The sequence below is a fragment of the Nocardioides sp. IC4_145 genome, from assembly GCF_011250565.1.
Taxonomy (GTDB): Bacteria; Actinomycetota; Actinomycetes; order Propionibacteriales; family Nocardioidaceae; genus Nocardioides.
The window spans coordinates 1-23,210 of sequence record NZ_JAANMS010000030.1 but is presented as its reverse complement, the minus strand read 5'-3'; the positions used below and the strand labels follow the sequence as shown (position 1 = coordinate 23,210).

Here is a 23,210-nt window from a genome sequence, read left to right as displayed (position 1 = left end):
TACCCCTCCACCCACAGGAGCGACGAGATGTCCTTGAGGTTCCACTGGTTCCTGCCCACCAACGGCGGCGACGGCCGCCAGGTCGTCGGCGGCGGGCACGGCGTGTCCGCCGGTGCCGCCGGCCGGCCCGCGACCGTGCCGTACCTCGGCCAGGTCGCGCGCAGCGCCGAGCAGCTGGGCTTCGAAGCCGCGCTGACCCCGACCGGCGCCTGGTGCGAGGACGCGTGGGTCACCACGGCGATGCTGAGCAGCCTCTCGGAGCGGCTGAAGTTCCTCGTCGCCTTCCGGCCCGGTCTGACCGCGCCGTTCCTCGCCGCGCAGATGGCCGGCACGTTCCAGAACCTCTCCGGCGGCCGCCTGCTGCTCAACGTCGTCACCGGCGGGGAGAGCCACGAGCAGCGGATGTTCGGGGACTTCCTGGACAAGGACGGCCGCTACGAGCGCTGCGACGAGTTCCTCCACATCGTCCGCGCGCTCTGGCGCGGCGAGACGGTCACCTTCGACGGCAGGCACCACTCGGTCGAGGACGCCGCGCTCGCCCAGCGGCCCGACCCGCTCCCCGAGATCTACTTCGGGGGCTCCTCGCCGGCCGCCGGCCGGGTCGCGGCGAAGCACGCGGACGTCTACCTCACCTGGGGCGAGCCGCCCGCCGCCGTGGCCGAGAAGGTCGACTGGATCAAGGGCCTGGCCAAGGAGGAGGGCCGCGAGCTGCGGTTCGGCATCCGCCTGCACACCATCGCCCGCGACACCTCCGCCGCCGCCTGGACCGAGGCCGACCGCCTGCTCGCCGGCATCGACGACGAGCAGGTCGCCCGGGTGCAGGAGGGGCTCAGGCGCAGCGAGTCGGTGGGCCAGCAGCGGATGCTCGAGCTCAACGGCGGCAGCAAGGACGACCTCGAGATCCATCCGAACCTCTGGGCGGGCGTCGGCCTGGTCCGCGGCGGCGCGGGCACCGCGATGGTCGGCAGCCACAGCGAGGTCGCCGACCTCGTCGAGCAGTACGCCGCGGTCGGCATCGAGGAGTTCGTCCTCTCCGGCTACCCCCACCTCGAGGAGTCGTACTGGTTCGGCGAGGGCGTCCTGCCCGAGCTCGCCCGCCGCGGGCTCTGGCAGCACCCCTCCCCGGCGGCCACCGGTCCCGCGGCCGTGCCGTTCGGCGCGACCGGGAGCAGGGCCGCGTCGTGAAGGTCGCCGTCGTCGTCGGCAACCCGAAGCCCGGCTCCCGCACGCTGGCCGCAGCGACGTACGTCGCCCGTGAGCTGTCCGGCGCCGAGCCCGACCTGGTGGTCGACCTCGCGGTCCTCGGGCCGGCGCTCCTCGACTGGTCGGACCCGGAGGTCCGCGGCTTGGTCGAGGAGGTCGGCGCCGCGGACCTGGTCGTGGTCGCGAGCCCGACCTACAAGGCGACGTACACCGGTCTGCTCAAGCTCTTCCTCGACCGGTTCTCCGCCACGGGCCTGCGCGGCGTCGCCGTGCCGCTGATGCTCGGCGCCGGCCCGCACCACGCGCTCGCCCCCGAGCTGGCCCTCCGGCCGCTGCTGGGCGAGATCGGGGCGACCGTCCCGACCCGCGCGCTCTACGTGCTCGACGCCGACCACGACGACCCCACGGCGTACGTCGTGTGGCTGGCCGAGGCCCGCCCCCGGGTCGCCGCCGCCCTCTCCCGGACAGGAGTCCCCGCATGACCGTCACACCCGACCCGCTCGCCACCGTGACCACGCTGACCACCAACCAGGACCTCGACCCCCGCCGGCTGCGCGAGGCCTTCGGGATCTTCCCGACCGGCGTCGTGGCCGTCGCCGCCGAGGTCGACGGGGAGCCGGTCGGCCTGGCCGCGAGCTCGTTCACCTCGGTCAGCCTCGACCCGCCGCTGGTGTCGTTCTCGGTCGCGAACACCTCCAAGACCTGGCCGACGCTGCGTCGCGCCACCCACCTCGGCGTCACGATCCTCGCCTCCCACCAGGGCACGGTCTGCCGGCAGCTCGCGGGTCCGGTCCAGCAGCGCTTCGACGGGATCGGCCTGCGCACCACCGAGGACGGTGCGGTGCTGCTCGACGAGGGCCTGGCCCGGTTCGACTGCTCGATCCACGACGAGGTCGTCGCCGGCGACCACACGCTGGTGCTGCTGCGCCTGCACGCGGTCGAGTCGGCGGACCTGGGGGGCGACACCTCCCTGCCGCTGGTCTTCCACCGCTCCGGCTTCGGCCGGCTGGAGGCGTCTGCCTGAGGGTGCAGTGGGAGGCTGGTCGGGTGACCGACCAGCAGCGCCGCCGGACCGTCGTGGTGGGAGCCGGGATCGCCGGCCTCACCGCTGCCCGCGACCTCGTCGCCGCGGGTGACGAGGTCGTCGTGCTCGAGGCCTCGGACGTCGTCGGCGGCAAGATCCGGCGGCACGAGGTCGCCGGGGTCGCCGTCGACGTCGGCGCCGAGGCGATGCTCAACCGCCGCCCGGAGGGGGTCGACCTCGCCCGCGCCGCCGGGCTCGACGTCGAGCACCCGGCGCTGACCTCCTCGCGGATCTGGACCCGCGGCGGGCTCCGCCCCCTGCCGCGGTCGCTGATGGGCGTGCCGCTCGACCTCGACCAGCTCGCGGCGTCCGGCGTGCTCAGCGACGAGGGACTCGCCCGGGTGCGCGCCGAGCCGGCGCTCGGGCCCGAGGAGCCGGAGGCGCTCGAGGGCGACGTGTCGGTCGGCGACCTGGTCGACCGTCGGTTCGGGCCCGAGGTCACCGACCGGCTGGTGGAGCCGCTGCTGGGCGGGGTGTACGCCGGTCGCGCGCGCGCGATCTCGGCTCGCGCGGCCGTCCCCCAGCTGGTGGCGTACGCCGCCCGCGGCTCGCTCCTCGAGCAGGCGGCGGCCCTGCCGACGACGTACGACTCACCCGTCTTCGCCGGCGTCCCCGGCGGCATGGGCCGGCTGCCGGAGGCACTCGCGGCCGGGCTGCCGGTGCGGCTCGGGGTGACCGTCCGCGGGCTGGCGCACCGGCCCGGCGGCGGGTTCACGCTCACCTGCGGACCGACCACCGCCCCGGAGCTGGTCGAGGCCGACGCGGTCGTCCTCGCCACGCCCGCCGCGCCGACCGCCCGGCTGCTCGCCGACGTGGCGCCTGTCGCGGCCGCCGAGCTCGCCGGCGTGGAGACCGCGTCGGTGGTGGTCGTGACCCTGGCCTACCGGGTGGAGGACGCCGGCCCGGTGGTCGGCGCGGCGTCGTCGGGCTTCCTCGTGCCGCCGGTGGAGGGGCGACGGGTGAAGGCGTCGACGTTCTCGTTCGCCAAGTGGGACTGGGTCCGCGCGGCCGGCGCCACGGAGGGCGTCGTGCACCTGCGCACCTCGCTGGGCCGGCACGGCGACGAGGTCGCGCTCCAGGCCACCGACGACGAGCTGGTCGCCTGGTCGCTGGCCGACCTCGCCGACGCCACCGGGCTGGCCGCCCGGCCGGTCGACGTGCACGTGCAGCGGTGGGGCGGCGGGCTGCCGCAGTACGCGCTCGGCCACCTCGACCGGGTCGCCCGTGTCCGCTCCGCCCTCGACGCGGTCCCTGGGCTGGCGGTCTGCGGGGCGACGTACGACGGCGTCGGCATCCCGGCCGTCGTCGCCTCCGCGCACCGAGCGGTGCGCGAGCTGGGCTGATCCAGGACCGTCCCCACGGCCGGCCGGACGACGGGACAGGGTCTGCCCGGTTGTCCCTGGGCGGCGGGACACCCGGCCCGCGAACCTCCTCGGCATGACGACCACCACCATCACCAACCCGGCCCGCACCGACCTCGCCGACGAGCACACCCGTGCGGACCGCACCTCCGACAGCAGCACCCACGACGGCGACGCCCGTCCCTCACGCCACTGGGCCCTGGCCGGCGTCGGCGCCGGCCTGGCCGGCATCGGCGCGATCGCCTCCTCGGGCATCGTCGACGCCGTCTACGACCCCGACATCCAGGGCGACGCCGGCGCGATCGCCGACAAGCTCGCGACGCAGACCGAGGCGGCCTTCGTCTTCCACACCTTCGCCCTGGTCAGCGCGGTCCTGCTCGTGGTCTTCGCCGCGGGCCTGCTCCGCCGCCTGCGGCACCGGCTCGGCGGCGACAGCCTGCTGCCGACGGCAGCCTTCGCGGGCCTCGCCGGCACGGCCGTCGTGCAGGTCATCGGCACCAGCCTCGACACCGAGTTCCTCTTCGGGCTGCCGCACCAGGACGTGCTCGTCGACAGCAACGTCGTGATGTACGGCCACTTCATCGGCACCGTCCCGTGGTGCTGGGTCCTGGCCGGCCTCGCCGGGCTCGCCCTGCACCTGGCCGGCCGCGCCGGCGCCGTGCCGCGCTGGGTCGGCCGCGTCGGGCTCGTGCTCGGCGGGCTGACGCTGCTCGCCGGCATCTCGCCGCTGCAGTACGTCGCCGGCATGGTCGGCCCGGTCTGGCTGCTCGTCACCGCGCTCGGCTTCGCGCTGGGCGACAAGGCGTACCGGACCGCGTGACCACCACCTCCGACGCTGCCGGTTCGGCCCCACGCGGGCCGGGCCGGCAGCACACTGTCCCCGTGGACCAGGTCGCGGCGCGCACGGCCGCACGTCGACGCGCCGTCGACGTGCCCGTGCTGGCCCTGCCGGTGCTGTGTGCCGCGGGCGTCGGCCTGGCCGTCTGGCTCGAGTCGCGGCTGCCGGCGCAGATCCCCGGCGACGGCCTCGCGCCGGGGCCCGGCTGGAGCACCGGCCTGACCGGCCTCGTCCTGGCCTCGCTCGCCGCCGTCGTGCTCTCCTCCGACCGGCGCCAGGGGCTCGGCTGGGCGCTCGCGTGGTCGGGGGTGTTCTGGACCCTCGACGGCATCTCCGAGGCGTGGTTCCGCACCGGCCTGGACAGCGACGAGCCGCTGCCGCTGATGACGTTCACGGCGTGGTTCCTGCTCCGCTTCACCTCGTTGCTGCCGGTGACGGTCGCGGTGGTGGCGCTGCTCTTCCCGACCGGCCGCTTCCTGCCGGGCCGCTGGGGCACGGCCGGCAAGGTGTCGCTCGGCGTCCTGCTGCTGGGCTCGCTGGCGTACGTCGTCGCCCCCTCCGAGGGCTTCGACGACCGCGGCCGGCTCCCGGTCGGCACCGACCCGGACCCGACCACACTCCCGCTCGGCGACGCCGCCGGCCCGCTCCTGGCCCTGGCCGGCACCACCTCCCTGGTCGCCCTCCTCGTCCCGGTCGCGACCGTCGTCGTGCGCCACCGCCGGGCCACCGGCCTCGAGCGCGACCGGATGCGGTGGCTGCTGTGGGGCGTGGTCGCGGTCGTCCTCCTGGTGCTCGCCACCGTGCTGCTCGACGTCGGCGCGGCCGAGCCGTTCGTCTTCTTCCTCGTCGTCTGTCTCCTGCCCGCCGCGATGACCGTGGCCGTCGTCGCCCCACGCGCGGTCGACGTCGACGCGCTGCTCGGCCGGACCCTGGCGTACGGCGGCCTGTGGACCGCCCTCCTCGTCGTCGACCTGCTCGCGGTCACCGCGCTCACCCGGGTGCTCGGCGACGCGCTCGCCCAGCGCGAGGTCGTCGGCGTCGTGCTGCTGCTGACGGTGCTGCTCTACGGCCCGCTCCGCCTGCGCCTGCAGTCGCTGGCGCGCCGGCTCGTGCTCGGCCGCCGCGACGACCCGTACGACGTCGTGGCCGGTCTCGCCTCCACCCTCGAGACCGCGGACGAGGGGCCCGAGCAGCTCGCCGCGGTCGCGGAGGCCGTCGCCGCGGCGTTCGGCGTGCGGTACGTCAGCGTCGAGGTCGACCGCCCCGGCGGCGAGCGGGTCGAGGCGACCCACGGCCCGCGGCCCGCCGAGACGCGGACCCTGCCGATCACCTACCGCGACGCCGAGGTCGGCCGGCTCGTCCTGCCCGCCCGCGGTCTGCGCAGCCGGCTCACCCGCCGCGACGAGCAGCTGCTCGGCGACCTGGTCCGCCAGGCCGCGACAGCCGCGCGCACCAGTCGGCTGGCCGAGGAGCTCCAGGAGAGCCGCGAGCGCCTCGTCGTGGCCCGCGAGGAGGAGCGCCGCCGGATCCGCCGCGACCTGCACGACGGTCTCGGCCCGTCGCTGAGCGGCGTGGTCTTCCGTCTCGAGTCGGCCCGGCTCTCGGTCGAGCGCGACCCGGACGGCGCCCGCGAGCAGATCGCCGCCACCAGCGCCCTGGTCCAGGACGTGGTCGCCGACGTACGCCGCCTGGTGCACGACCTGCGACCGCCCGCCCTCGACGACCGCGGCCTCGTCGGCGCGCTGCGCCAGCAGGCCGACGCGGCGTCGGTGGCCACCGAGGTGGTCACCGAGCCGGCGGACGGGCCGGCCGGCGGGTTGGGCCCGCTCCCCGCGGCGGTCGAGGTCGCGGCGTACCGCATCGCCGGCGAGGCCCTCACCAACGTCGTCCGCCACGCCCGCGCCTCGCGGTGCGACATCCGGCTGACGCGCACCGACCGCGCGCTGGTCGTCGAGGTCGCCGACGACGGCGTCGGCGTCCCGGCCGGCGTGCAGGCCGGGGTCGGGCTGGTGTCGCTGCGCGAGCGGGCCGCCGAGCTCGGCGGCACCACCGAGGTCACCTGCCCACCCGGCGGCGGCACCGTCGTCCGGGCCACCCTGCCCCTGAGGAGCACACCGTGAGCGGTCCCAGCGCGTCGCCGGCCATCCGAGTGGTGGTCGTCGACGACCACCAGATCGTGCGCGACGGGCTCGTCGCGCTGCTCGACGCGCTCGACGGCATCGAGGTGGTCGGCTCGGCCGCCGACGGCCGCGAGGCGCTGCACGTGGTGGGGGAGACGACCCCGGACGTGGTCGTCATGGACATCCAGATGCCCGAGCTCGACGGCATCGAGGCGACCCGGTTCATCACCGGGCGGCACGCCGGCACCCGCGTGGTGATGCTGACGATGAACGAGGACGACGAGACCGTCCTGGCCGCGATGCGCGCGGGCGCGAGCGGCTACCTGCTCAAGGGGTCGGGCGCCGAGGAGGTGCACAACGCCGTGCGCGCCGCGGCGACCGGCGGGATGGTCTTCGGCGCCAGCCTGGCCGGTCGCGTGGCGTCGTACTTCGCCGGCGCCGCCGCCCCGGCCGCCCGCGCCGCCGACGACCCGTTCCCCGACCTCACCGACCGCGAGCGGACCGTGCTCGAGATGCTCGCGGCCGGCCGCTCCAACGACGCGATCGCCGCCGAGCTCTACGTCTCCGGCAAGACCGTGCGCAACACCGTCTCGGCCATCTACGCCAAGCTCCACGCCGCCGGGCGCGCCGAGGCGATCGTCAAGGCGCGCGAGGCCGGGTACGGCCGCGGCTGAATCGGCGGTCGTGGGCGACGGCGACGGCGACAACCGCGCAATTGCGCGGAACTGTCGCTGTTCCGGCCGGTCGAGGCGCTGAAACCGCGCAATTGAACGATCGTCGACGCCCGAGCCGAGCCGACCCGGCCCGACCCGGCCCGGCCCGCCTCGCGGGGTGAGCAGGCCGACAGCGACCGGCGGCCGGTCCGGGCGGGCGTCGCGGCACAATGGGGGCCATGACCGAGTCCACCGCCGAGACCGCCCCTGACACGAAGTCGAACGCCGCCCGGGTCCGCGAGATCAACGACTCCATCCGCTACACGATGTGGTCGGTCTTCCGGCTCCGCGACGTGCTCGGCCCGGTCGACGGCGGGGCGGACCGCGCCGCCGAGGGCGCCGAGGTCGAGCGGCTCTTCGCCGAGCTCGCGGAGGCCGACGTGGTGGTGCGCGGGGTGTACGACGTGAGCGGCCTGCGCGCCGATGCCGACGTCATGGTCTGGTGGCACGCGGTCGACTCGCAGCAGCTCCAGGCGGCGTACCACCGCTTCCGTCGCACCGCCTTCGGCTCCCGCCTCGAGCCGGTGTGGAGCCAGATGGCGCTGCACCGCCCGGCGGAGTTCAACAAGAGCCACGTGCCGGCCTTCCTCAACGACGAGGAGCCCAAGCAGCACGTCTGCGTCTACCCGTTCGTGCGGTCCTACGAGTGGTACCTCCTCGACGACGGCGAGCGCCGCCGCATGCTCGCCGAGCACGGCAAGATGGCGCGCGACTACGTCGACGTGCGGGCCAACACCGTCGCGAGCTTCGCGCTCGGCGACTACGAGTGGATGCTCGCGTTCGAGGCCGACGAGCTCCACCGCATCGTCGACCTGATGCGGCACCTGCGCGCCTCCGACGCCCGACGCCACGTGCGCGAGGAGGTGCCGTTCTACACCGGCGCCCTCGTGCCGGTCGCCGAGCTGGTCCAGCGCCTGCCCTGACCGCCACGCTCTGACCGCCCGGGCCACCCCGACCGCCTCACCCTCCCGGGCTGGCCCGGTCGGGGGGTTCCGGTCGGCGATCGGACCATTCGCGCCGGGGACCCGTGTCGGGGCTCCGGCCTGTTCGTTGCGCCGGGCATGGGCGAGGGGATCAGGATCGGGCTGGACGTCGCGGTCGAGACACTGCCGCGGCACACCGTGCTGCGGCTGGCCGGCGAGGTGGACCTCGCCGAGGTGGCGGCGGTACGCCGCGCGGCGCTCGCTGCCGTCGCCTCCGGGCGCGACGTGGTCGTCGACCTCGGCGAGGTGACCTTCGTCGACGCGTGCGGGTTGGCCACGATCGTGGCGGTGCGCCGGGCCGTGCGTGCTGCCGGGTTGGCGTGCGCCGTGGTGGCGCCCAGCCGCGTGGTGCGCCGGGTCGCGGCGCTCACCCGCTCCGAGGCCGCCCTCGGGTGGGACCTGCCCGCCCGACGCCGCAGCCGGCCGGTCCACCGCCGATGGCCGTCCCGCCGCCACGAGCACCCGCTGCATTCCCGGCAGCCGCTGCGCCTGCTCGGCTCCTGAGCCCTGGGACCCGGGCGGTCCGGATCACCCGGAACCGCGGAGCCACGGCCGGCGTCGTAGCGGCATGAGGACCACCATGCTCGCGCTGCTGTTGGCCGCGCCCCTGCTCGCCCTGGTCGCCTGCGGCTCCGACGAGGCGCCGGCCACCGCGGCGGACCCGGCGGCCACGACCCCGGCGGCCGCCGCCGCGCCCCGGCCCGACGCCGTCCCGGCAGCGGACGGCCGCGTGCGCACGCGCGACCTCGCGACCGTGCTCGACACCGGGGACGGCCGGCCCCGGCTGTGCCTCGGCCCGGTCCTGGAGTCGTGGCCGCCGCAGTGCGACGGGCCCGCCCTCCTCGGCTGGGACTGGCGCGCGATGCAGGGCGTCCACGAGCGATCCGGGAAGGTGCGGTGGGGGATGTTCGCCGTCAGCGGCACCTGGGACGGCACCGCGCTCACCGTCGTCGACGCCGTGCCAGCCGTCCTCTACGACGCCGCCGCGGCCGACCCCGAGCCGCCGCTGCCCGCCCCGGCGCGGGACCTGTCCGAGAAGGAGCTGGCGGCGGTCCAGGCCGACGTCCAGGACCTCCCCGGGGCTCAGGGTGCGTACGTCGGCGACGGCCGCGTCAGCGTCGACGTGACGTACGACGACGGCTCGCTGCAGGCCTGGGCCGACGAGACCCACGGCGCCGGTGTGGTGGTCGTCCGCTCGCTGCTCGCCGACGCCTGACCCCTCACGGCCTCGTGCTGCCCAGCGTGCGCCGGAGCGCTCGCTGGGCAGCACGAGGCGGGTGTGAGGAGGGCCGGGTCAGACCTCGTGGTTGGCGCGGAACATCCCGGTCGGGTCGACCGCGGCACGCACCGCCCGGAGGCGGTCGCGGACGCCGGGCTCGTACGCCGTGGCGGTGTCCGCGACCCGCCGCTCGGCGAAGTTGAGCACCGTCCGGTCGCTGGACCACGGGGCCAACGCGGCGACGACCGACCGAGCCGCGGCGTACCCCGCCTCGGCCGCCGCGGGGGTCGGCGCCATCGCGAGGCAGAGCAGGGCGTACTCGCCCGGCAGGGACGCCAGCGCCCCGCCGCCGACCGCCGGCCGGCCGAGCGCCCCGCCGAGGTGGCGGAGCTCGGCGAACAGCAGGCCGGTCCGCGTCCCCGGCCCGACCGACCCGAGCAGTGCGTCGACGGCGGCGTCCGGCAGGGCGTCGAGCACCGCGTGCTCCGAGACCGCCGGGGTCGGCCCGGGCGGGTCCATGTGCACGCCGAGCAGCGCCGGCGCCGGGATCCGGCCGAAGGTGTCCAGCTCCGGGGCGAGCGCCCGCAGCGGGGCCAGCAGCTCCGCGGCGCGCTCGTCGTCCTCGAGCACGGCGCCGTCGACGACGACCAGGTCGCGCCCCGAGAGGAACGGCGGCAGCTCCGGCAGCGGCGGGAAGCTCATGACCCGCAGCGAGGTCGTCACCGACTCCGGGACCGAGCGGGTCCAGTCGACCCAGGCGCGCACCACCTCGGGCGCACGCTCGCGGTCCCACAGCAGCATGCCGGCGAACACGTCGGGCTGCTCGAGGAGGGACAGCTCGAGCGCGACGACCGCGCCGAGGTTGCCGCCGCCGCCCCGGACCGCCCAGAACAGCTCGGGCTGTTCCTCCGCGCTGGCCCGCACCAGCGAGCCGTCGGCGAGGACGACCTCGACGGCGGTGATGCTGCTCGCGGCGAGCCCGTGCCGCCGGCCGTAGAACGACAGCCCGCCGCCGAGCGCGTAGCCCGCGACCGCGACGTCGCCCGCGCTGCCGTGGAGCGCGGCCAGGCCGTGCTCGGCCGCCGCCGCGGCGACGTCTCGCCACAGCGTGCCGCCGACGACCCGCGCGGTGCGGGCGACCGGGTCGACGGTGACGCCGGTGAGCTCGGAGAGCCGCAGGACGACGGTGTCGCCCAGGGACGTCTCGGCCAGGGCGGCCGCCCCGTGGCCGGTGCTCTGCGGCGCGACGCGCAGGCCGGCGGCCGCGGCGGCCACGACGACGGCCTGGACCTCCGGGACCGAGCGGGGCACGGCCACGGCGGCGGGCCGCTGCTGCGCGGCGAGGTTCCAGGGCGTCCGCGCGGCGTCGTACCCGGGGTCGCCGGGCAGGTGCAGCTCGCAGCCGGACGCCCCGAGGGAGGCCCGCAGGATCGCCGCGGGGTCGGTGGTGGGCGGGGTGGTGAGGGTCATGCGCGTTCCTTCGTGAGTGGTTCGATCGGTGTCCTCCGGCATCCCGCTGTAGGGGAGCCAGGTGGTCTCGGGGCTCCCGCCCGGCCAGGGCGGGTCGACGCGGCGCAGCCGGTCGACAGCGAGGAAGCCGTGCTGCAGCTCCTTGTCCATCGCGTCGAACGGTGGGACCTGCGACGCGTGGGTCCGGATCGCCTGCCACCGCAGGTCGAGGAGGTCCTCGATGTCGACGTACGTCGTGATGTCGGCGTCGGGCGTGCCCAGCGCGGTCGTGCGCGGGTCGGCGCCGGCGAAGACGGCCATCAGCGAGCGCGCGAGGCAGGAGAGGTACGTCGCGCCGGGTCGGTGCGCCGCCGTGCCCAGCGCCGCGAGGACCGCGTCGCGGACGGCCGCGTGGTCGCGGTGCCCGTCGCTCGCGTCGAGCGTGACCACGACGTCGGGGCGGAGCTCGTCGTAGAGGGCGGCGACCCGGTCGCGCAGCTCGGTCGGGTCGGCGGCGGTGGCCGCGGCGAGCGACCCGGGCGCGGGTGGGCCCTCGACGCCGGAGTCGCGGTAGCCGAGCACCTCGACCCGCTCCACGCCGAGCAGGGCACAGGCGTCGCGGAGCTCCTGCTCGCGGGCGGCCGGCAGGTCGGCGCGGGCCAGCCCGCTGCCGGGGGCCGGCTCGCCGAGCTCGCCCCGGGTGGCGCAGACGACGGTCGTGCGGGCACCGGCCGCGCTGGCGCTGGCCAGGACCGAGCCGCAGCCGAACGCCTCGTCGTCGGGGTGGGCCACCACCACGAGCAGCCGCGGGCGGGTCGTGGCGTCGAGCGCGACGAGCATCCCGGGCCGGTCCAGCTCGCGGACGGCCCGCACGGCGACGTACGGCGCGGCGTCGGTGGCCTCGAGGCGCTCGGTGAGCACGTCGAGGACGCCGTCGACGGCGGTCGGGTCGGTGGTGCGGACGGTCACCGAGGCGAGGTCGGCCGGGGCGCGACCGGTGCGGCCGAGGTAGGCCTCGAGCCGGGCCAGGGCCAGGGCCAGCTGGGCGGCCGGGTCCTCGGCGTGCAGCAGGCGGCCGGCCTCGTCGACCGGCGTGGCGGTGTGGCGGATGGTCGCGTGCCGGGTGGTCGCGTGCCGGGTTGCGGCGGGAGTGGTCATGGCGACCACGCTGGGGCCGGGGGAGGGGCGCGGACCATCCCGGTGCACCGGGGACTTCCGTGCCCGACGACCTGGTGGTCCGGACCACCCACAAATGTGGGATGTCGCCGGGCGGAGCCGGCGCGCACACTCTCAGGCATGGCCCGAGGTCTGACCGCCGAGCGCGTCCGTCAGGACGTCGACGTCGTGTCCCGGGCCGGGCTGGACCTCGAGACGTTCCTCGAGGAGGCCGTCGAGTCGGTCGGTCGGGCCGTCCCGTGGGTCAGCGCCTGCCTGGCCACCCACGACCCCGGCACGCACCTGCTGACCAGCGCGCGGAAGTACGGCGACCTCCGGTCGATGAACTCCCGCGACCACGAGTTCGGCCTCATCGAGTACGGCACGGTCGAGCCGACCGCGTTCACCGAGCTCGCCACGACCCGTACGGCGGCGGCCGGCGTCCACCAGGTGACCGGCGGCGAGGTCGAGCGGTCGGGGCGGATGAGCTCGTTCATGGTGCCGCACTTCGGCTTCACCGACGAGGCCCGCCTCGTCTTCCGCGACGGCCGCGAGGTCTGGGGTGGGATGGCGCTGTTCCGCGGGGACGGCGACCGGCCCTTCGACGCGGCCGAGATCGAGTTCCTCGCCGGCGTCTCCGCGGCGTTCGCGCGCGGCGTGCGCACCGGGCTGCTCACGCGGCTGGTCGACGCCCCGGTCGCGGCCTCACCCTCGGGGACGGCGCCGGCTCCCGTCGGACCCACCGGCCCGGCGGTGCTCATCGTCGGCGCGGACGACGCGATCTCGCAGATGAGCGTCGGCGCCGAGCAGCGGATCGCGGACCTGATCGCGACCTCACCGGCCGCGGGCGACCCGCTCAGCCCGGTGGCCGGGCTCGTCGGGGCGGCCCGGCGCTACGCCCGCGGCGAGACCCTCACCCCGCCGCGGTGCCGGGTGCGCGGCGCCAGCGGGATGTGGCTGGTCCTGCACGCCTCCCCGCTGACGTCCTTCGGCGACCGTGCCGGCGACGTCGTGGTCACGATCGAGGAGGCTCGGCCTCCGGAGATCGTCGCGCTGGTGGTGGCCGCCTTCGGGCTGACCCAGCGCGAGCGGGACGTCACCCAGCTGGTGCTCCAGGGCGTCGACACGAAGGAGATCGCAGCGACCCTGCACGTCTCGACCTACACCGTGCAGGACCACCTGAAGTCGGTCTTCGACAAGGCCGACGTGCGGTCGCGGCGCGAGCTGATCGCGCGGATCTACTTCGACCAGTACGTGCCGCGGATGGGCTCCGAGCTCGGCCCCGCGGGCTGGTTCGGCAGCTGACCCGTCAGGCCTGGTGGGTGGTCTGCTGGGCCGGCTCGAGGGTCAGGCTGAGCGAGTTGATGCAGTACCGGTCGCCGGTCGGGGTGCCGTAGCCGTCGGGGAAGACGTGGCCGAGGTGGGAGCCGCAGGAGGCGCAGCGGACCTCGACCCGCTTCATGCCGTGCGAGTTGTCCTCGATGTACTCGATCGTGTCGGTCATCGGCTGGTAGAACGACGGCCAACCGCAGCCGGAGTGGAACTTGGTGTCGGACTCGAAGAGCGCGGCCTGGCAGGCGCGGCACCGGTAGACGCCGGTGGTCTCGGTGTCGTTGTACTCACCGGTGAAGGCGCGCTCGGTGCCCGCCTGGCGCAGCACGGCGTACTCCTCGGGGGACAGCTGCTCGCGCCACTCCGCGTCCGACTTCTCGACCTGGTAACCCATGTCTCCAGCCTACGGCGCGGGACCAGCGCGGATCCGTCGTGGACGACCGGTTGACCGGTCTAGAGGACATGTGTTCACTGGGGCGTGCGACCGACATCACGTGGGTATGGGGGGCGGCATGGCAGCGACGATCCCGTGGGAGCGGGTCCGCAAGGCGGGCCACACGCTCACGACACCGCTCGACCCGGACGACTACCTCCGGTTCCTCAACCCGCTGTGGACCTCCCGTGAGCTGCGCGGCCGCGTCGAGAAGGTGGTCCCGGAGACCGAGGACGCCGCCACGCTGGTGATCCGTCCCGGCTGGGGCTGGCGCTACCGGCACCGCCCGGGGCAGTACGTCGGCATCGGGATCCAGGTGGACGGCAAGTTCCAGTGGCGGTCGTACTCGGTCTCCTCCGAGCCCCAGCGCAAGGGCCGGACCATCTCGATCACCGTGCGGGCGATGCCCGAGGGCAAGCTCTCGTCGCACCTGGTCAACGGCCTCGAGCCCGGCACGATCCTGCGACTGGCGCTGCCCGAGGGCGACTTCACCCTGCCGGACCCGCCGCCGCCGCGGATGCTGTTCCTCGTCGCTGGCAGCGGCGTCACGCCGGTCATGTCGATGCTGCGCACCCTCGACCGCCGCGGCACCCTCGACGGCCCCGAGGCGCCCGACGTGGTCATGCACTACTCCTCGCCGACCCCCGACCGGATGATCTTCCGCGAGGAGCTCGAGGCGCTCGCCGAGAAGCACGACCGGCTCACGCTGCACCAGCTGCACACCGACACCGACGGCATGCTCGAGCTCGAGCACCCCGAGAAGGGGCTCGACGGCATCTGCCCGGACTGGCGCGAGCGCGAGACCTGGGCCTGCGGGCCGGGGCCGATGCTCGACGCGATCAGCGAGCACTTCGAGAAGGAGGGGCTCGAGGAGCAGCTCCACCTCGAGCGCTTCCAGCTCAAGCTCGGCGACCAGGGCGGCGAGGGCGGCACGATCACGTTCCGCAACTCCGGCAAGTCGATCGAGGTCGACGGCGCCACGACGGTCCTCGAGGCCGGCGAGGAGGCGGGTGTCGGCATGCCCTACGGCTGCCGGATGGGCATCTGCCACACCTGCACGCTCACGCTCGTCGAGGGCACGGTCCGCGACCTGCGCAGCGGCGACGAGTTCGGCCAGCCCAACGAGCCCGTGCAGACCTGCGTCACCGCCGCCGTCGGCGACTGCACGCTCGACATCTGATCCACCACCGCACGACCGACACCAGCACTGGAGGCCCCGTGGCCATCGCGGACGTCAAGGAGTACACCCACCTCAGCGAGGAAGAGGTGGAGCAGATCGGGCGCGAGCTCGACGCGATCCGGCAGGAGATCGAGGACTCGCGCGGCGCCGCCGACGTGGCGTACATCAACCGGATGATCAAGATCCAGCGCGGCCTCGCGACCGCCGGCCGGGTCACGATGCTCGCCGGCACGTGGGGCGGCCGCTTCGCGCCGAAGGTGGAGAAGCCCGCTCTCGTCGCGGGCGCGACCTTCCTCGGCCTGGCCAAGATCCTCGAGAACATGGAGATCGGCCACAACGTCATGCACGGCCAGTGGGACTGGATGAACGACCCCGAGATCCACTCCTCGAACTGGGAGTGGGACACCGCGCAGCCGGCCGAGCAGTGGAAGCACTCGCACAACTACATCCACCACCAGTTCACCAACGTCCTGGGCCACGACAACGACATCGGCTACGGCATCCTCCGGATGGCGCGCGAGCAGAAGTGGCACCCGTACTACCTGGGCCAGCCGGTCTACAACGCCATGCTCGCCACGCTCTTCCAGTGGGGCGTCGCCCTCCACGACCTCGACCTCGAGCGGATCCGCAAGGGCGAGAAGGACCCCAAGGAGATGAAGCGGCAGCTCAAGCAGATCTTCCGCAAGGGCCGCAACCAGGTGCTCAAGGACTACGTCGTCTACCCGGCGCTGTCCGGCCCGCGGTGGAAGCAGGTCGCCGTCGCCAACGCGACCGCCAACCTCAGCCGCAACCTGTGGTCCTACGTGATCATCTTCTGCGGCCACTTCCCCGACGGCGCGATGCACTTCACCGAGGAGGAGCTCGAGGACGAGACCCGCTCGGAGTGGTACCTGCGCCAGATCCTCGGTGCCGCGAACTTCAAGGGCGGCCCGCTGCTGCACATCATGAGCGGCAACCTGGGCTTCCAGATCGAGCACCACCTCTTCCCGGACCTGCCGAGCAACCGGTACGCCGAGATCTCGGTCAAGGTCCGCGCGCTGTGCGAGAAGTACGACATCCCGTACACGACCGGCCCCCTGCACCGGCAGTACGGCCAGGCGCTGCGGACGATCATCAAGCTCTCGGTGCCGAACAGCTGGACCACGAGCAACGACCCGGCCCCGCCGGAGCGCTCCGACACCGCGAACGAGCCGTCGCGCGACCGGCGCCGCAAGTCCGACGCCGAGCGCCAACCGCGCCGCGCCGAGCTCGGTGCCTGGACCCGCTCGCCCCGGGAGAGGAGCCACGACTGATGGACCCCGCACCCCGGGAGTTCGCCGAGCTGCCGACCGACCCCGAGCTGGGGGTGCCGGTGCCGTTCGCCGCCGGCACCGACGTCGGGTACGGCGACCGGCCGGCCGGCAGCGTGCTGTCGGCCCGCGGGCTGGACAAGCGGCGGGTGACCCAGTGCGCGCTCAGCCGCGTCTGCGGGGTCTGCGGCGCCAGCCTCGGCCGTCCGCTGGCGTTCGTCGGCACCCGCTCGGAGGTCGACCGGCTCGCCTTCCACCTGCCTCCGGCGCACCTGGCCTGCGCGGAGGGGCTGGTGGCGGCGTACTCCTCGGTCGCCGAGGAGGTGCTCGGCCTCGACGCGCCGCCGGCGGAGTGGGTGCTGGCGACGACCGCGAGCTTCGAGTTCGTCCGGCCGGGGCGTGACGACCTCGACAAGCGGCCGACGTTCCAGCCGAGCTCCGCGCTCACGGAGGTCACGCCCGCCCGGCGCTGACCCCGCTAGCGTGTCGCCATGGCGAAGGCAGCGGCGGCGACGGTCGTGGCAGGGGACCGCGAGGTCCGGGTGACGAGCCCGGACCGGGTGATCTACCCGGCGACGGACAGCACGCCCGAGGTCACCAAGCTGATGGTGGCCGAGTACGTCGCGTCGGTCGGCGACGGGCTGATGCGCGCGCTGCGCGACCGGCCCACCGCGCTCGAGCGCTGGCCCGCCGGCGTGCACCCGGGCATCAAGCTCGCGACCGGGCGGCCCGGCGAGAAGGCCGACGCGTTCTACCAGAAGCGCGTGCCCAAGGGCGCGCCCGACTACCTCGAGAGCGTCGAGATCACCTTCCCGTCCGGCCGGACCGCCGAGGAGATCTGCCCGACCGAGATCGCGGTGCCGGTGTGGTGCGCCCAGATGGGGGCGCTCACCTTCCACCCGTGGCCGGTGCGGCGCCACGACGTGGACCACCCCGACGAGCTCCGCATCGACCTCGACCCGCAGCCCGGGACGTCCTTCGCCGACGCCGTCCGCGTGGCCGGCGTCGCCCGGGAGCTGCTCGAGGAGCTCGGTCTGCGCGGCTACCCGAAGACGTCGGGCAACCGCGGGGTGCACATCTACGTGCGGATCGAGCCGCGGTGGGAGTTCACCGACCTGCGGCACGCCGCGATCGGCTTCGGGCGCGAGCTGGCCCGCCGCGACGACGGGGTCACGGTCGAGTGGTGGAAGGAGGAGCGGGGCGAGCGGATCTTCGTGGACTACAACCAGAACAACCGCGACCGCACCATCGCCTCGGCGTACTCCCTGCGGCCGATCCCCGGCGCGCCGGTCTCCACCCCGGTCACGTGGGCGGAGCTCGCCGAGCTCACCGACCCGCACGCGTACAACCTCTTCACCGTCCCGGACCGGCTCGCCGACGGCGACCCGTGGGCCGACATGGACGAGGTGGCGTGCTCCCTCGAGCCGCTGCTGCGGCTGTGGGAGGAGCTGCCCGGCGGCGAGCTGAACTTCCCGCCCGACTACCCCAAGATGCCCGGCGAGCCGCCGCGCGTGCAGCCGAGCAAGAAGGTCGCCTCGCACTGGGACGAGGACGGCAACCGGGTCGAGGACACGCGGTGACCGCCGAGCGCGGCCCGACGGTCGCCGGCGAACGGGCGCTGCTCGAGGCGATGGTCGACCGGCAACGGGCTGCGGTCGCGGGCCTGCTCGACGACCTCACCGAGGAGGAGGCCCGGGTGCGCCTGGTGCCGTCGCTGACCACCGTGCTGGGGCTGGTCAAGCACGCGACGTTCGTCGAGCAGGTGTGGTTCCACAGCCGGGTCGCGGGCGTCCCGCGCGCCGAGCTGGGCATCCCGGACACCGTGGACGAGAGCTTCGTGCTCACCGACGACGACACGGTCGCGTCGGTGCGAGCGGGGTACGCCGACGCGTGCGACCGCTCGCGGACGATCGCCGCGGAGCACGAGCTCGACGAGGAGTACCCCTGGCACCAGGGGCCGGTGAGCCTGCGCTTCGTGCTGGCGCACCTGGTCGCGGAGCTCGCGAGGCACGCCGGCCACGGCGACATCCTCGTCGAGCAGCTGCGCGCCCGGAGGGCCTGACCGGTTCGACGGGGGTCAGCCCGCGGCACTCTCCACGAGGCTGAGCGCGTAGCCGGCGCCGGCGGGGACCGCGCGGGCCACCTCGCGCCAGTCCTGGTCGGCCAGGCGGCGGACGTAGGCGCGGACGTCCGGCTCGCGGGAGCCGATGAGCAGCAGCCGCCGGCGGTCCGAGCCGGCCGCCTCCTCGACGGGGAGCAGCAGGTCGAGCTCGTGGACGACCGCCGCGGCCGACGCGTCCTCGAACCGCACGCGCAGCACCGCCCGGCTCCCGTCGGGCCGCTCGGCCCAGACCGTCGCCCGGCCCTCGTGCTGCACGGACCCCACGGCCGGCGCCACGGGGAGGAAGTCGGCACCCATCGCTCTCACGGTCGCGCAGCCTACTGAGCCCGGAGCGGGGCGGAGAGTCGCGTAGCCTCGGCGCCCGTGAAGCTCGTCATCGTCACCGGCTCCGGCCGCAGCGGCACCAGCAGCGTCGCCGGCACCCTCAAACGGCTCGGGCTGCACGTGCCCCAGCCGGAGGTCGAGGCCGACGAGTCGAACCCGCGCGGCTACTACGAGCCGCTGTGGGTGACGGAGTTCCACAAGCGACTGCTCAACCCGGTCCCGGTCCGCACGATCGACACCCGGCCGACCGCGGCCGAGGTCGCGGCTGCGGCGGTCACGCCCGAGGCCGAGGCGGAGCTGCTCGAGTGGCTGGCCGGCGTCGTCGCGCTCGGCGAGCCGCAGGTGGTCGTCAAGGACCCGCGGGAGTTCTGGGTGCACGACCTGTGGCTGCGGGTCGCGGGCGCACTCGGTGTCGAGGTGTCGACGCTGACCATGCTCCGCCACCCGACCGAGGTCGTGCGCTCGCGCGACACGGCGTACCTCACCTCGCAGTCGGACTCCTTCCGCCGCCAGCGCGAGACCGCGAACGTCGCCGCCTGGGTCAACGCCGCGTTCCTCACCGAGCAGGCCACGCGGGCGCACCGTCGGGCGTTCGTGCCGTACGCCGACCTCGTCTCCGACTGGCGCACCGCGATGACCCGCGCCGGCGACCAGCTCGGCGTCACCTACGCCGGCGCGCTGACTGGTCCGCACCCGGTTGACGACTTCGTCGACGTCCGCCTCAACCGCTCGCAGGTGACCTGGGACGACATCACGGTCTCGCCCACGCTGCGCTCGCTCGCCGACCGGACGTGGGCCGCGATGGGCACCCTGGTCACCTCCCCGCACGACGAGGCGGCGGTGGCGGAGCTGGCCGGGCTGCAGGCGGAGTACGCCGCGATGTACGACGAGGCCGCGGCGATGGCCTCCGACGAGACCCAGGCGCAGGTCGCCGCCGTCCGCCGCCAGCTCAAGGATCGGCTCGCGACCAAGAACGAGCGGATCGAGAAGCTGCGCGCCGAGCTGAAGGCGCTGCAGGCGCCCCAGGGCTGAGCGGGGCTGAGCGGGGCTGAGCGGGGCTGAGCGCGGCTGAGCGGGGCTGACCGGCTAGCGCTCCCAGGGCGCGGCGACGGGGTAGTACTCCGCGTAGAAGTCGGCCAGCAGCGCGTCGAGCCGGGCCGCGGTCACCGCGTGGTCGTGGTGGTCGCCGAGGCAGAAGAAGTCCTGCCCGCGCTCCAGCAGCCGCTGCAGCTGCCACTCGACGTCGCTGTTGCTGACGTTGACGAACGCGTGCTCCGCCGACCCGACGTACGCCGTGCCCGTCGCGAGGCCGTAGTGCTGCGCGAGCGAGCTGAGCAGCGACACGTCGGTCTCGGAGCGGAACGGCGCGCGGGCGGTCCGGTCGACCTCGTCGGCGAACCGGTCGGCGATCTCGGCGAGCACCGAGACCCGGTGCGGGTGCGGCGTGTGCGCGAGCGTGCTGGTGGTGGTGACGCCGAAGGCGTCGCGGAGGAGCCGACGGTTGTTCCACGCGGCACGGAGGTACGCCGGCGCGCCGGGCGCGTCGTCCGGCCCGACGGTCGTGGTGGAGAGGAAGACGGCGTTCTGCCCGGCCGGCGCGAACAGCTGCTCGGGCCGCACGGGCCGGCCGAGGAACACGTCGTCGTTGAAGTAGACCCACTGCTCGCTCAGCCCCGGGATGCGGTGCAGGCCGGTCTCGATCGCGTGCGAGCTGAACGTCGGCAGCGCGTCGGCCGGCAGGATCTCGCGGTGGTCGACGACGGTGACCTGCGGGTGGTCGGCGAGCCAGTCGGGCCGCTGACCGGCCGTGACGAGGTGGATGTGGCGCACCCACGGCGCGAAGAGGTGCACGCTGCGCATGGAGTGCTTCAGCTCGTCGCGCGGCACGAAGCGGGCCCGCCCGCTGGCCTCGCGGGTGGTGGCCGTGCCGGTGACCTGCGCGAGCCGCGCGGCGCGGGCGTCGTTCCAGACCGGGTCGTCGCCGTCGACCCAGGTGTAGACGACGTCGACGGGGAAGCGGACCTCGTCGAAGGTCGGCTCGGCCATCAGCGCCAGCGTCCGCACCGGCACGCCCTCGACCTCGTGGTCGACGAGGTCGGTGCCCGGCGGGACGAGCTGCACCCAGCGGTTGCGGCGCGGGGCGACCAGGTCGCCGTCGACCGTCGACTCCCAGAACTGCACCTCCACGCCGCCGTCGTGCGCGAGCAGCCCCGGCCGCCCGGTGCCGGGATCGGCCGGCCACGGCTCGAGCGCGACGGAGGTGGTCATCCCGCGGCGCAGGTCGCGGGCGAGGTCGCCGACGGGTCCGCGCCGCTCGTGCCAGCCGTGCTGGGCCGGGTCGCGCAGGGAGAGGTACGCCGGGACGCCGGCGGCGGCGAGGTGGTCGAGGACGTCGCGACGGGCCGACATCGGCACCACCACGGTCGGCGGGGTGGCCCCGTCGCGCGGCACGACGAACCAGGCGTCGCTGGCGGCGCGGGCCGCCTCGACGGCCAGCCGCAGCGCGGTGCGGCGCGCCTCCAGGGGCGTCACGCCGGAGACCTCGGCCGGGTCGGTCACGACCGGCCGTGGGCGGCGCGGCGGCGTGGCGAGCGCGCGGGACTCCAGCCGGCCGCGGCCGGCCCGGCGCGCACGGGCGTCGGCGAAGATCCCGAGCCAGCGCTCGGCGAGCGCCTGCGCGTCGTACTGCCGGGCGGCGCGGTGGGCGCCCTCGCCCAGCCGCTGGCGCAGGTCGTCGTCGGTGGCCAGGCGGAGCAGCGCGGCGGCCATGCCGGCGACCGACTCCGGGCCGACGAGCAGGCCGGAGACCTCGTGCTCGATGATCTCGCGCGGGCCGGAGGCGCAGTCGAAGCTCGCGACCGGCACGCCGGCGGCCATCGCCTCCTGGACGACGAGCGGGAAGCCCTCGGCGCGCGAGGTCAGCGCGCTGATCGAGGCCTTCGCCCACTCGCCGCGCATGTCCGGCACGGCCCCGGGCAGCTCGACCCGGTCCCACAGCCCGTCCTTGCGCACCTGGCGCATGATCTCCGCGCGCTGCGGGCCCTCGCCGCAGATCCGCAGCCGCCAGCCGGGCAGGCGATCGGCCACCTGGCCGAAGGCCGCGACCAGCTTCGGGAACTGCTTCTCCTGCACCAGCCGGCCCGCGGCGGTGATCACCTTGCGGTCCAGCCGGGAGCGCGGGACGAAGCCGATCGGCAACGGGTTGGGGACGACGACGGTCTCGGGCGCGACGTCGCCGAGCCGCTCGCGCAGCCAGGTCTCGACCGTCGGGGTCAGCAGCGCGACCACGTCGGCGCGGGGCGCGTAGGTCAGCAGCGGCTCGAGGCCGGAGGTGCGGTCGGAGGACGAGCGGTGCTCCTGGTGGACGACCGTCACCGCGTCGGGCAGCAGCTGGACGGCCGACGCCAGCAGCGCGGGCGTGACGGTGACCAGGACGTCGACGTCGAGCGCCGGCAGCGCGGCCTCCATCGCCACGTCGGTCAGCGCGGAGAACTGGCCGTCCCAGCGGGCCGGCACCAGCACCGACTCCCGACCGGCGAGGCCCTGCGCGACCCGCGGCGGGACGCCGGGGACGGGGGAGACGGCCGGGTCGCGGTCCTCGCGGACGTCGACGAGGTAGCGGACGTCCACCCGGTCGTCGACGTCGTAGTGCGGCCGGTCCGCGCTGCGCGTGACGCTCACCAGCGTCACGTCGTGGTCCGGCGCCATCGCGTTGGCCTGGGTGATGGCCGACCGCGACGTGCCGCCCATGCCGTCGAGGTTGAGGACGAGCCAGGCGATCCTCACGAGTCGTCCTCCTGCTGGGCCTGGTGGTCGGTGTCGCGCGGCGGCACCCGCACGCCGAGCGTCCGGTCGGGCGTCCACACCAGCCGCCACAGCGGCCGGTCGGCGTCGTCGAGGTAGAGGTGCGGCAGCAGCGTGGCCGGGTTCGCCTCCCGCAGGTCGTTGCCGTCGCGGGCGACCGGTCGGGCCGCGGCGGCGGTGCCGGCGGTCACGGCGAGCCTGCGGCCGCGGTCGAGCGGCACGTCGTCGCGGTGCAGCCGGGCCCGCCCCTGGAGGATCGGCACGGTCGTGACGACCTCGCCCTCCGGGCCGCCGGCGCGCAGGTGCAGCTCGCTGCCGGCCGCGCCGGCCACGTGCAGCTCGACCGCGTCGCCGGTCGGGGTCGAGGTGACCGACACCAGGCGCGGCAGCGGCTCGGCGACCACCGTGCGGACCAGCCGCAGCGTGCCGTCGTCGGCCCGCTCCAGCCCGAAGCGCAGCGAGCCGTCCCGGCTGGTCGGCACCAGCGTGGGGCCCTCGCCGGGTCCGACCTGGGCGAGCGGGGGCGTCCACACCGGCTTCGGGGAGCGGCCGCCCGGTCCGACCAGCACGGCGTCGTACGTCGCGTCCTCGGCGCCGGGCA

22 protein-coding genes are annotated in these 23,210 nt (G+C 75.1%); 17 read left to right on the top strand and 5 right to left on the bottom strand.

Annotation, left to right across the window (positions count from 1 at the left end; all coding sequences use genetic code 11):
- The first annotated feature begins 27 nt into the window (after positions 1-27).
- The 10 genes from G6553_RS13370 (at position 28) to G6553_RS13325 (ending at position 9,518) form a co-directional block, all read left to right on the top strand.
- Positions 28-1,185 carry an LLM class flavin-dependent oxidoreductase gene (locus G6553_RS13370; protein ID WP_166193651.1) on the top strand — a complete coding sequence of 386 codons (1,158 nt, stop codon included), beginning with the start codon at positions 28-30 and terminating at the stop codon, positions 1,183-1,185.
- The gene (locus tag G6553_RS13365) at positions 1,182-1,685 is read left to right on the top strand and encodes an NAD(P)H-dependent oxidoreductase (RefSeq protein ID WP_166193648.1); all 504 of its coding nucleotides are present in this window, start codon (positions 1,182-1,184) and stop codon (positions 1,683-1,685) included. The genes G6553_RS13370 and G6553_RS13365 overlap by 4 nt, the downstream gene beginning before the upstream one ends.
- Positions 1,682-2,227: a flavin reductase family protein gene (locus G6553_RS13360; RefSeq protein ID WP_207619753.1), complete on the top strand. Its 546-nt coding sequence runs from the start codon at positions 1,682-1,684 to the stop codon at positions 2,225-2,227. The genes G6553_RS13365 and G6553_RS13360 overlap by 4 nt, the downstream gene beginning before the upstream one ends.
- A gap of 23 nt (positions 2,228-2,250) precedes the next feature.
- Entirely contained in the window at positions 2,251-3,630 is a 1,380-nt protein-coding gene (gene hemG / locus G6553_RS13355; protein WP_347565699.1) for a protoporphyrinogen oxidase, read from the top strand.
- 94 nt (positions 3,631-3,724) lie between these two features.
- Positions 3,725-4,468: a hypothetical protein gene (locus G6553_RS13350; RefSeq protein ID WP_166193645.1), complete on the top strand. Its 744-nt coding sequence runs from the start codon at positions 3,725-3,727 to the stop codon at positions 4,466-4,468.
- Between the two features lie 62 nt (positions 4,469-4,530).
- Complete coding sequence (locus G6553_RS22190; protein ID WP_166193642.1) at positions 4,531-6,606, top strand: GAF domain-containing sensor histidine kinase; 2,076 nt, start codon at positions 4,531-4,533, stop codon at positions 6,604-6,606.
- Positions 6,603-7,280, top strand: a complete 678-nt coding sequence (locus G6553_RS13340; protein WP_347565698.1) for a response regulator transcription factor — start codon at positions 6,603-6,605, stop codon at positions 7,278-7,280. Before G6553_RS22190 ends, G6553_RS13340 begins: the two co-directional genes overlap by 4 nt.
- Positions 7,281-7,498: 218 nt before the next feature.
- Positions 7,499-8,242, top strand: a complete 744-nt coding sequence (gene hemQ, locus G6553_RS13335) for a hydrogen peroxide-dependent heme synthase (RefSeq protein WP_166193639.1) — start codon at positions 7,499-7,501, stop codon at positions 8,240-8,242.
- Positions 8,243-8,380: 138 nt separating this feature from the next.
- A complete protein-coding gene (locus G6553_RS13330; protein ID WP_166193636.1) occupies positions 8,381-8,806 on the top strand; it encodes an STAS domain-containing protein in 426 nt (141 codons plus the stop codon).
- Positions 8,807-8,870: 64 nt separating this feature from the next.
- Positions 8,871-9,518: a hypothetical protein gene (locus G6553_RS13325; RefSeq protein ID WP_166193632.1), complete on the top strand. Its 648-nt coding sequence runs from the start codon at positions 8,871-8,873 to the stop codon at positions 9,516-9,518.
- Between the two features lie 78 nt (positions 9,519-9,596).
- Here the strand turns inward: G6553_RS13325 and G6553_RS20720 are convergent, their stop codons facing one another.
- A complete protein-coding gene (locus tag G6553_RS20720) occupies positions 9,597-12,128 on the bottom strand; it encodes a PIG-L family deacetylase (RefSeq protein WP_207619752.1) in 2,532 nt (843 codons plus the stop codon).
- A gap of 138 nt (positions 12,129-12,266) precedes the next feature.
- Between G6553_RS20720 and G6553_RS13310 the strand changes: the two genes are divergently transcribed.
- A complete protein-coding gene (locus G6553_RS13310) occupies positions 12,267-13,430 on the top strand; it encodes a helix-turn-helix transcriptional regulator (RefSeq protein WP_166193629.1) in 1,164 nt (387 codons plus the stop codon).
- Positions 13,431-13,434: 4 nt separating this feature from the next.
- Here the strand turns inward: G6553_RS13310 and msrB are convergent, their stop codons facing one another.
- Positions 13,435-13,851, bottom strand: coding sequence for a peptide-methionine (R)-S-oxide reductase MsrB (gene msrB, locus G6553_RS13305; RefSeq protein WP_166193625.1), 417 nt, complete (start codon positions 13,849-13,851; stop codon positions 13,435-13,437).
- A gap of 118 nt (positions 13,852-13,969) precedes the next feature.
- Between msrB and G6553_RS13300 the strand changes: the two genes are divergently transcribed.
- From G6553_RS13300 to G6553_RS13280, 5 genes are read left to right on the top strand one after another with little or no spacing between them, the layout of a single operon-like run.
- The gene (locus G6553_RS13300; protein ID WP_207619751.1) at positions 13,970-15,070 is read left to right on the top strand and encodes a ferredoxin reductase; all 1,101 of its coding nucleotides are present in this window, start codon (positions 13,970-13,972) and stop codon (positions 15,068-15,070) included.
- 38 nt (positions 15,071-15,108) lie between these two features.
- Positions 15,109-16,362 (top strand): acyl-CoA desaturase, encoded by a 1,254-nt coding sequence (locus G6553_RS13295; RefSeq protein WP_166193622.1) that lies wholly within the window; start codon positions 15,109-15,111, stop codon positions 16,360-16,362.
- A complete protein-coding gene (locus G6553_RS13290) occupies positions 16,362-16,832 on the top strand; it encodes a hypothetical protein (RefSeq protein ID WP_166193619.1) in 471 nt (156 codons plus the stop codon). The genes G6553_RS13295 and G6553_RS13290 overlap by 1 nt, the downstream gene beginning before the upstream one ends.
- An 18-nt stretch (positions 16,833-16,850) precedes the next feature.
- Entirely contained in the window at positions 16,851-17,939 is a 1,089-nt protein-coding gene (locus G6553_RS13285; RefSeq protein WP_166193616.1) for a DNA polymerase domain-containing protein, read from the top strand.
- A complete protein-coding gene (locus tag G6553_RS13280) occupies positions 17,936-18,421 on the top strand; it encodes a DinB family protein (RefSeq protein WP_347565697.1) in 486 nt (161 codons plus the stop codon). The genes G6553_RS13285 and G6553_RS13280 overlap by 4 nt, the downstream gene beginning before the upstream one ends.
- Positions 18,422-18,436: 15 nt before the next feature.
- Here G6553_RS13280 and G6553_RS13275 read toward each other — a convergent pair whose 3' ends face one another.
- Positions 18,437-18,787, bottom strand: coding sequence for a hypothetical protein (locus G6553_RS13275; protein ID WP_166193613.1), 351 nt, complete (start codon positions 18,785-18,787; stop codon positions 18,437-18,439).
- Between the two features lie 57 nt (positions 18,788-18,844).
- On the opposite strand from G6553_RS13275, the gene G6553_RS13270 reads away from it, so the two are divergent.
- Positions 18,845-19,837 (top strand): hypothetical protein, encoded by a 993-nt coding sequence (locus G6553_RS13270; RefSeq protein ID WP_166193610.1) that lies wholly within the window; start codon positions 18,845-18,847, stop codon positions 19,835-19,837.
- A gap of 54 nt (positions 19,838-19,891) precedes the next feature.
- Here the strand turns inward: G6553_RS13270 and G6553_RS13265 are convergent, their stop codons facing one another.
- Complete coding sequence (locus tag G6553_RS13265) at positions 19,892-22,591, bottom strand: stealth conserved region 3 domain-containing protein (RefSeq protein WP_166193607.1); 2,700 nt, start codon at positions 22,589-22,591, stop codon at positions 19,892-19,894.
- Positions 22,588-23,210, bottom strand: a 623-nt coding sequence (locus tag G6553_RS13260) for a hypothetical protein (protein ID WP_166193604.1), incomplete at its 5' end; no start/stop codon positions are given. The genes G6553_RS13265 and G6553_RS13260, both read right to left, overlap by 4 nt.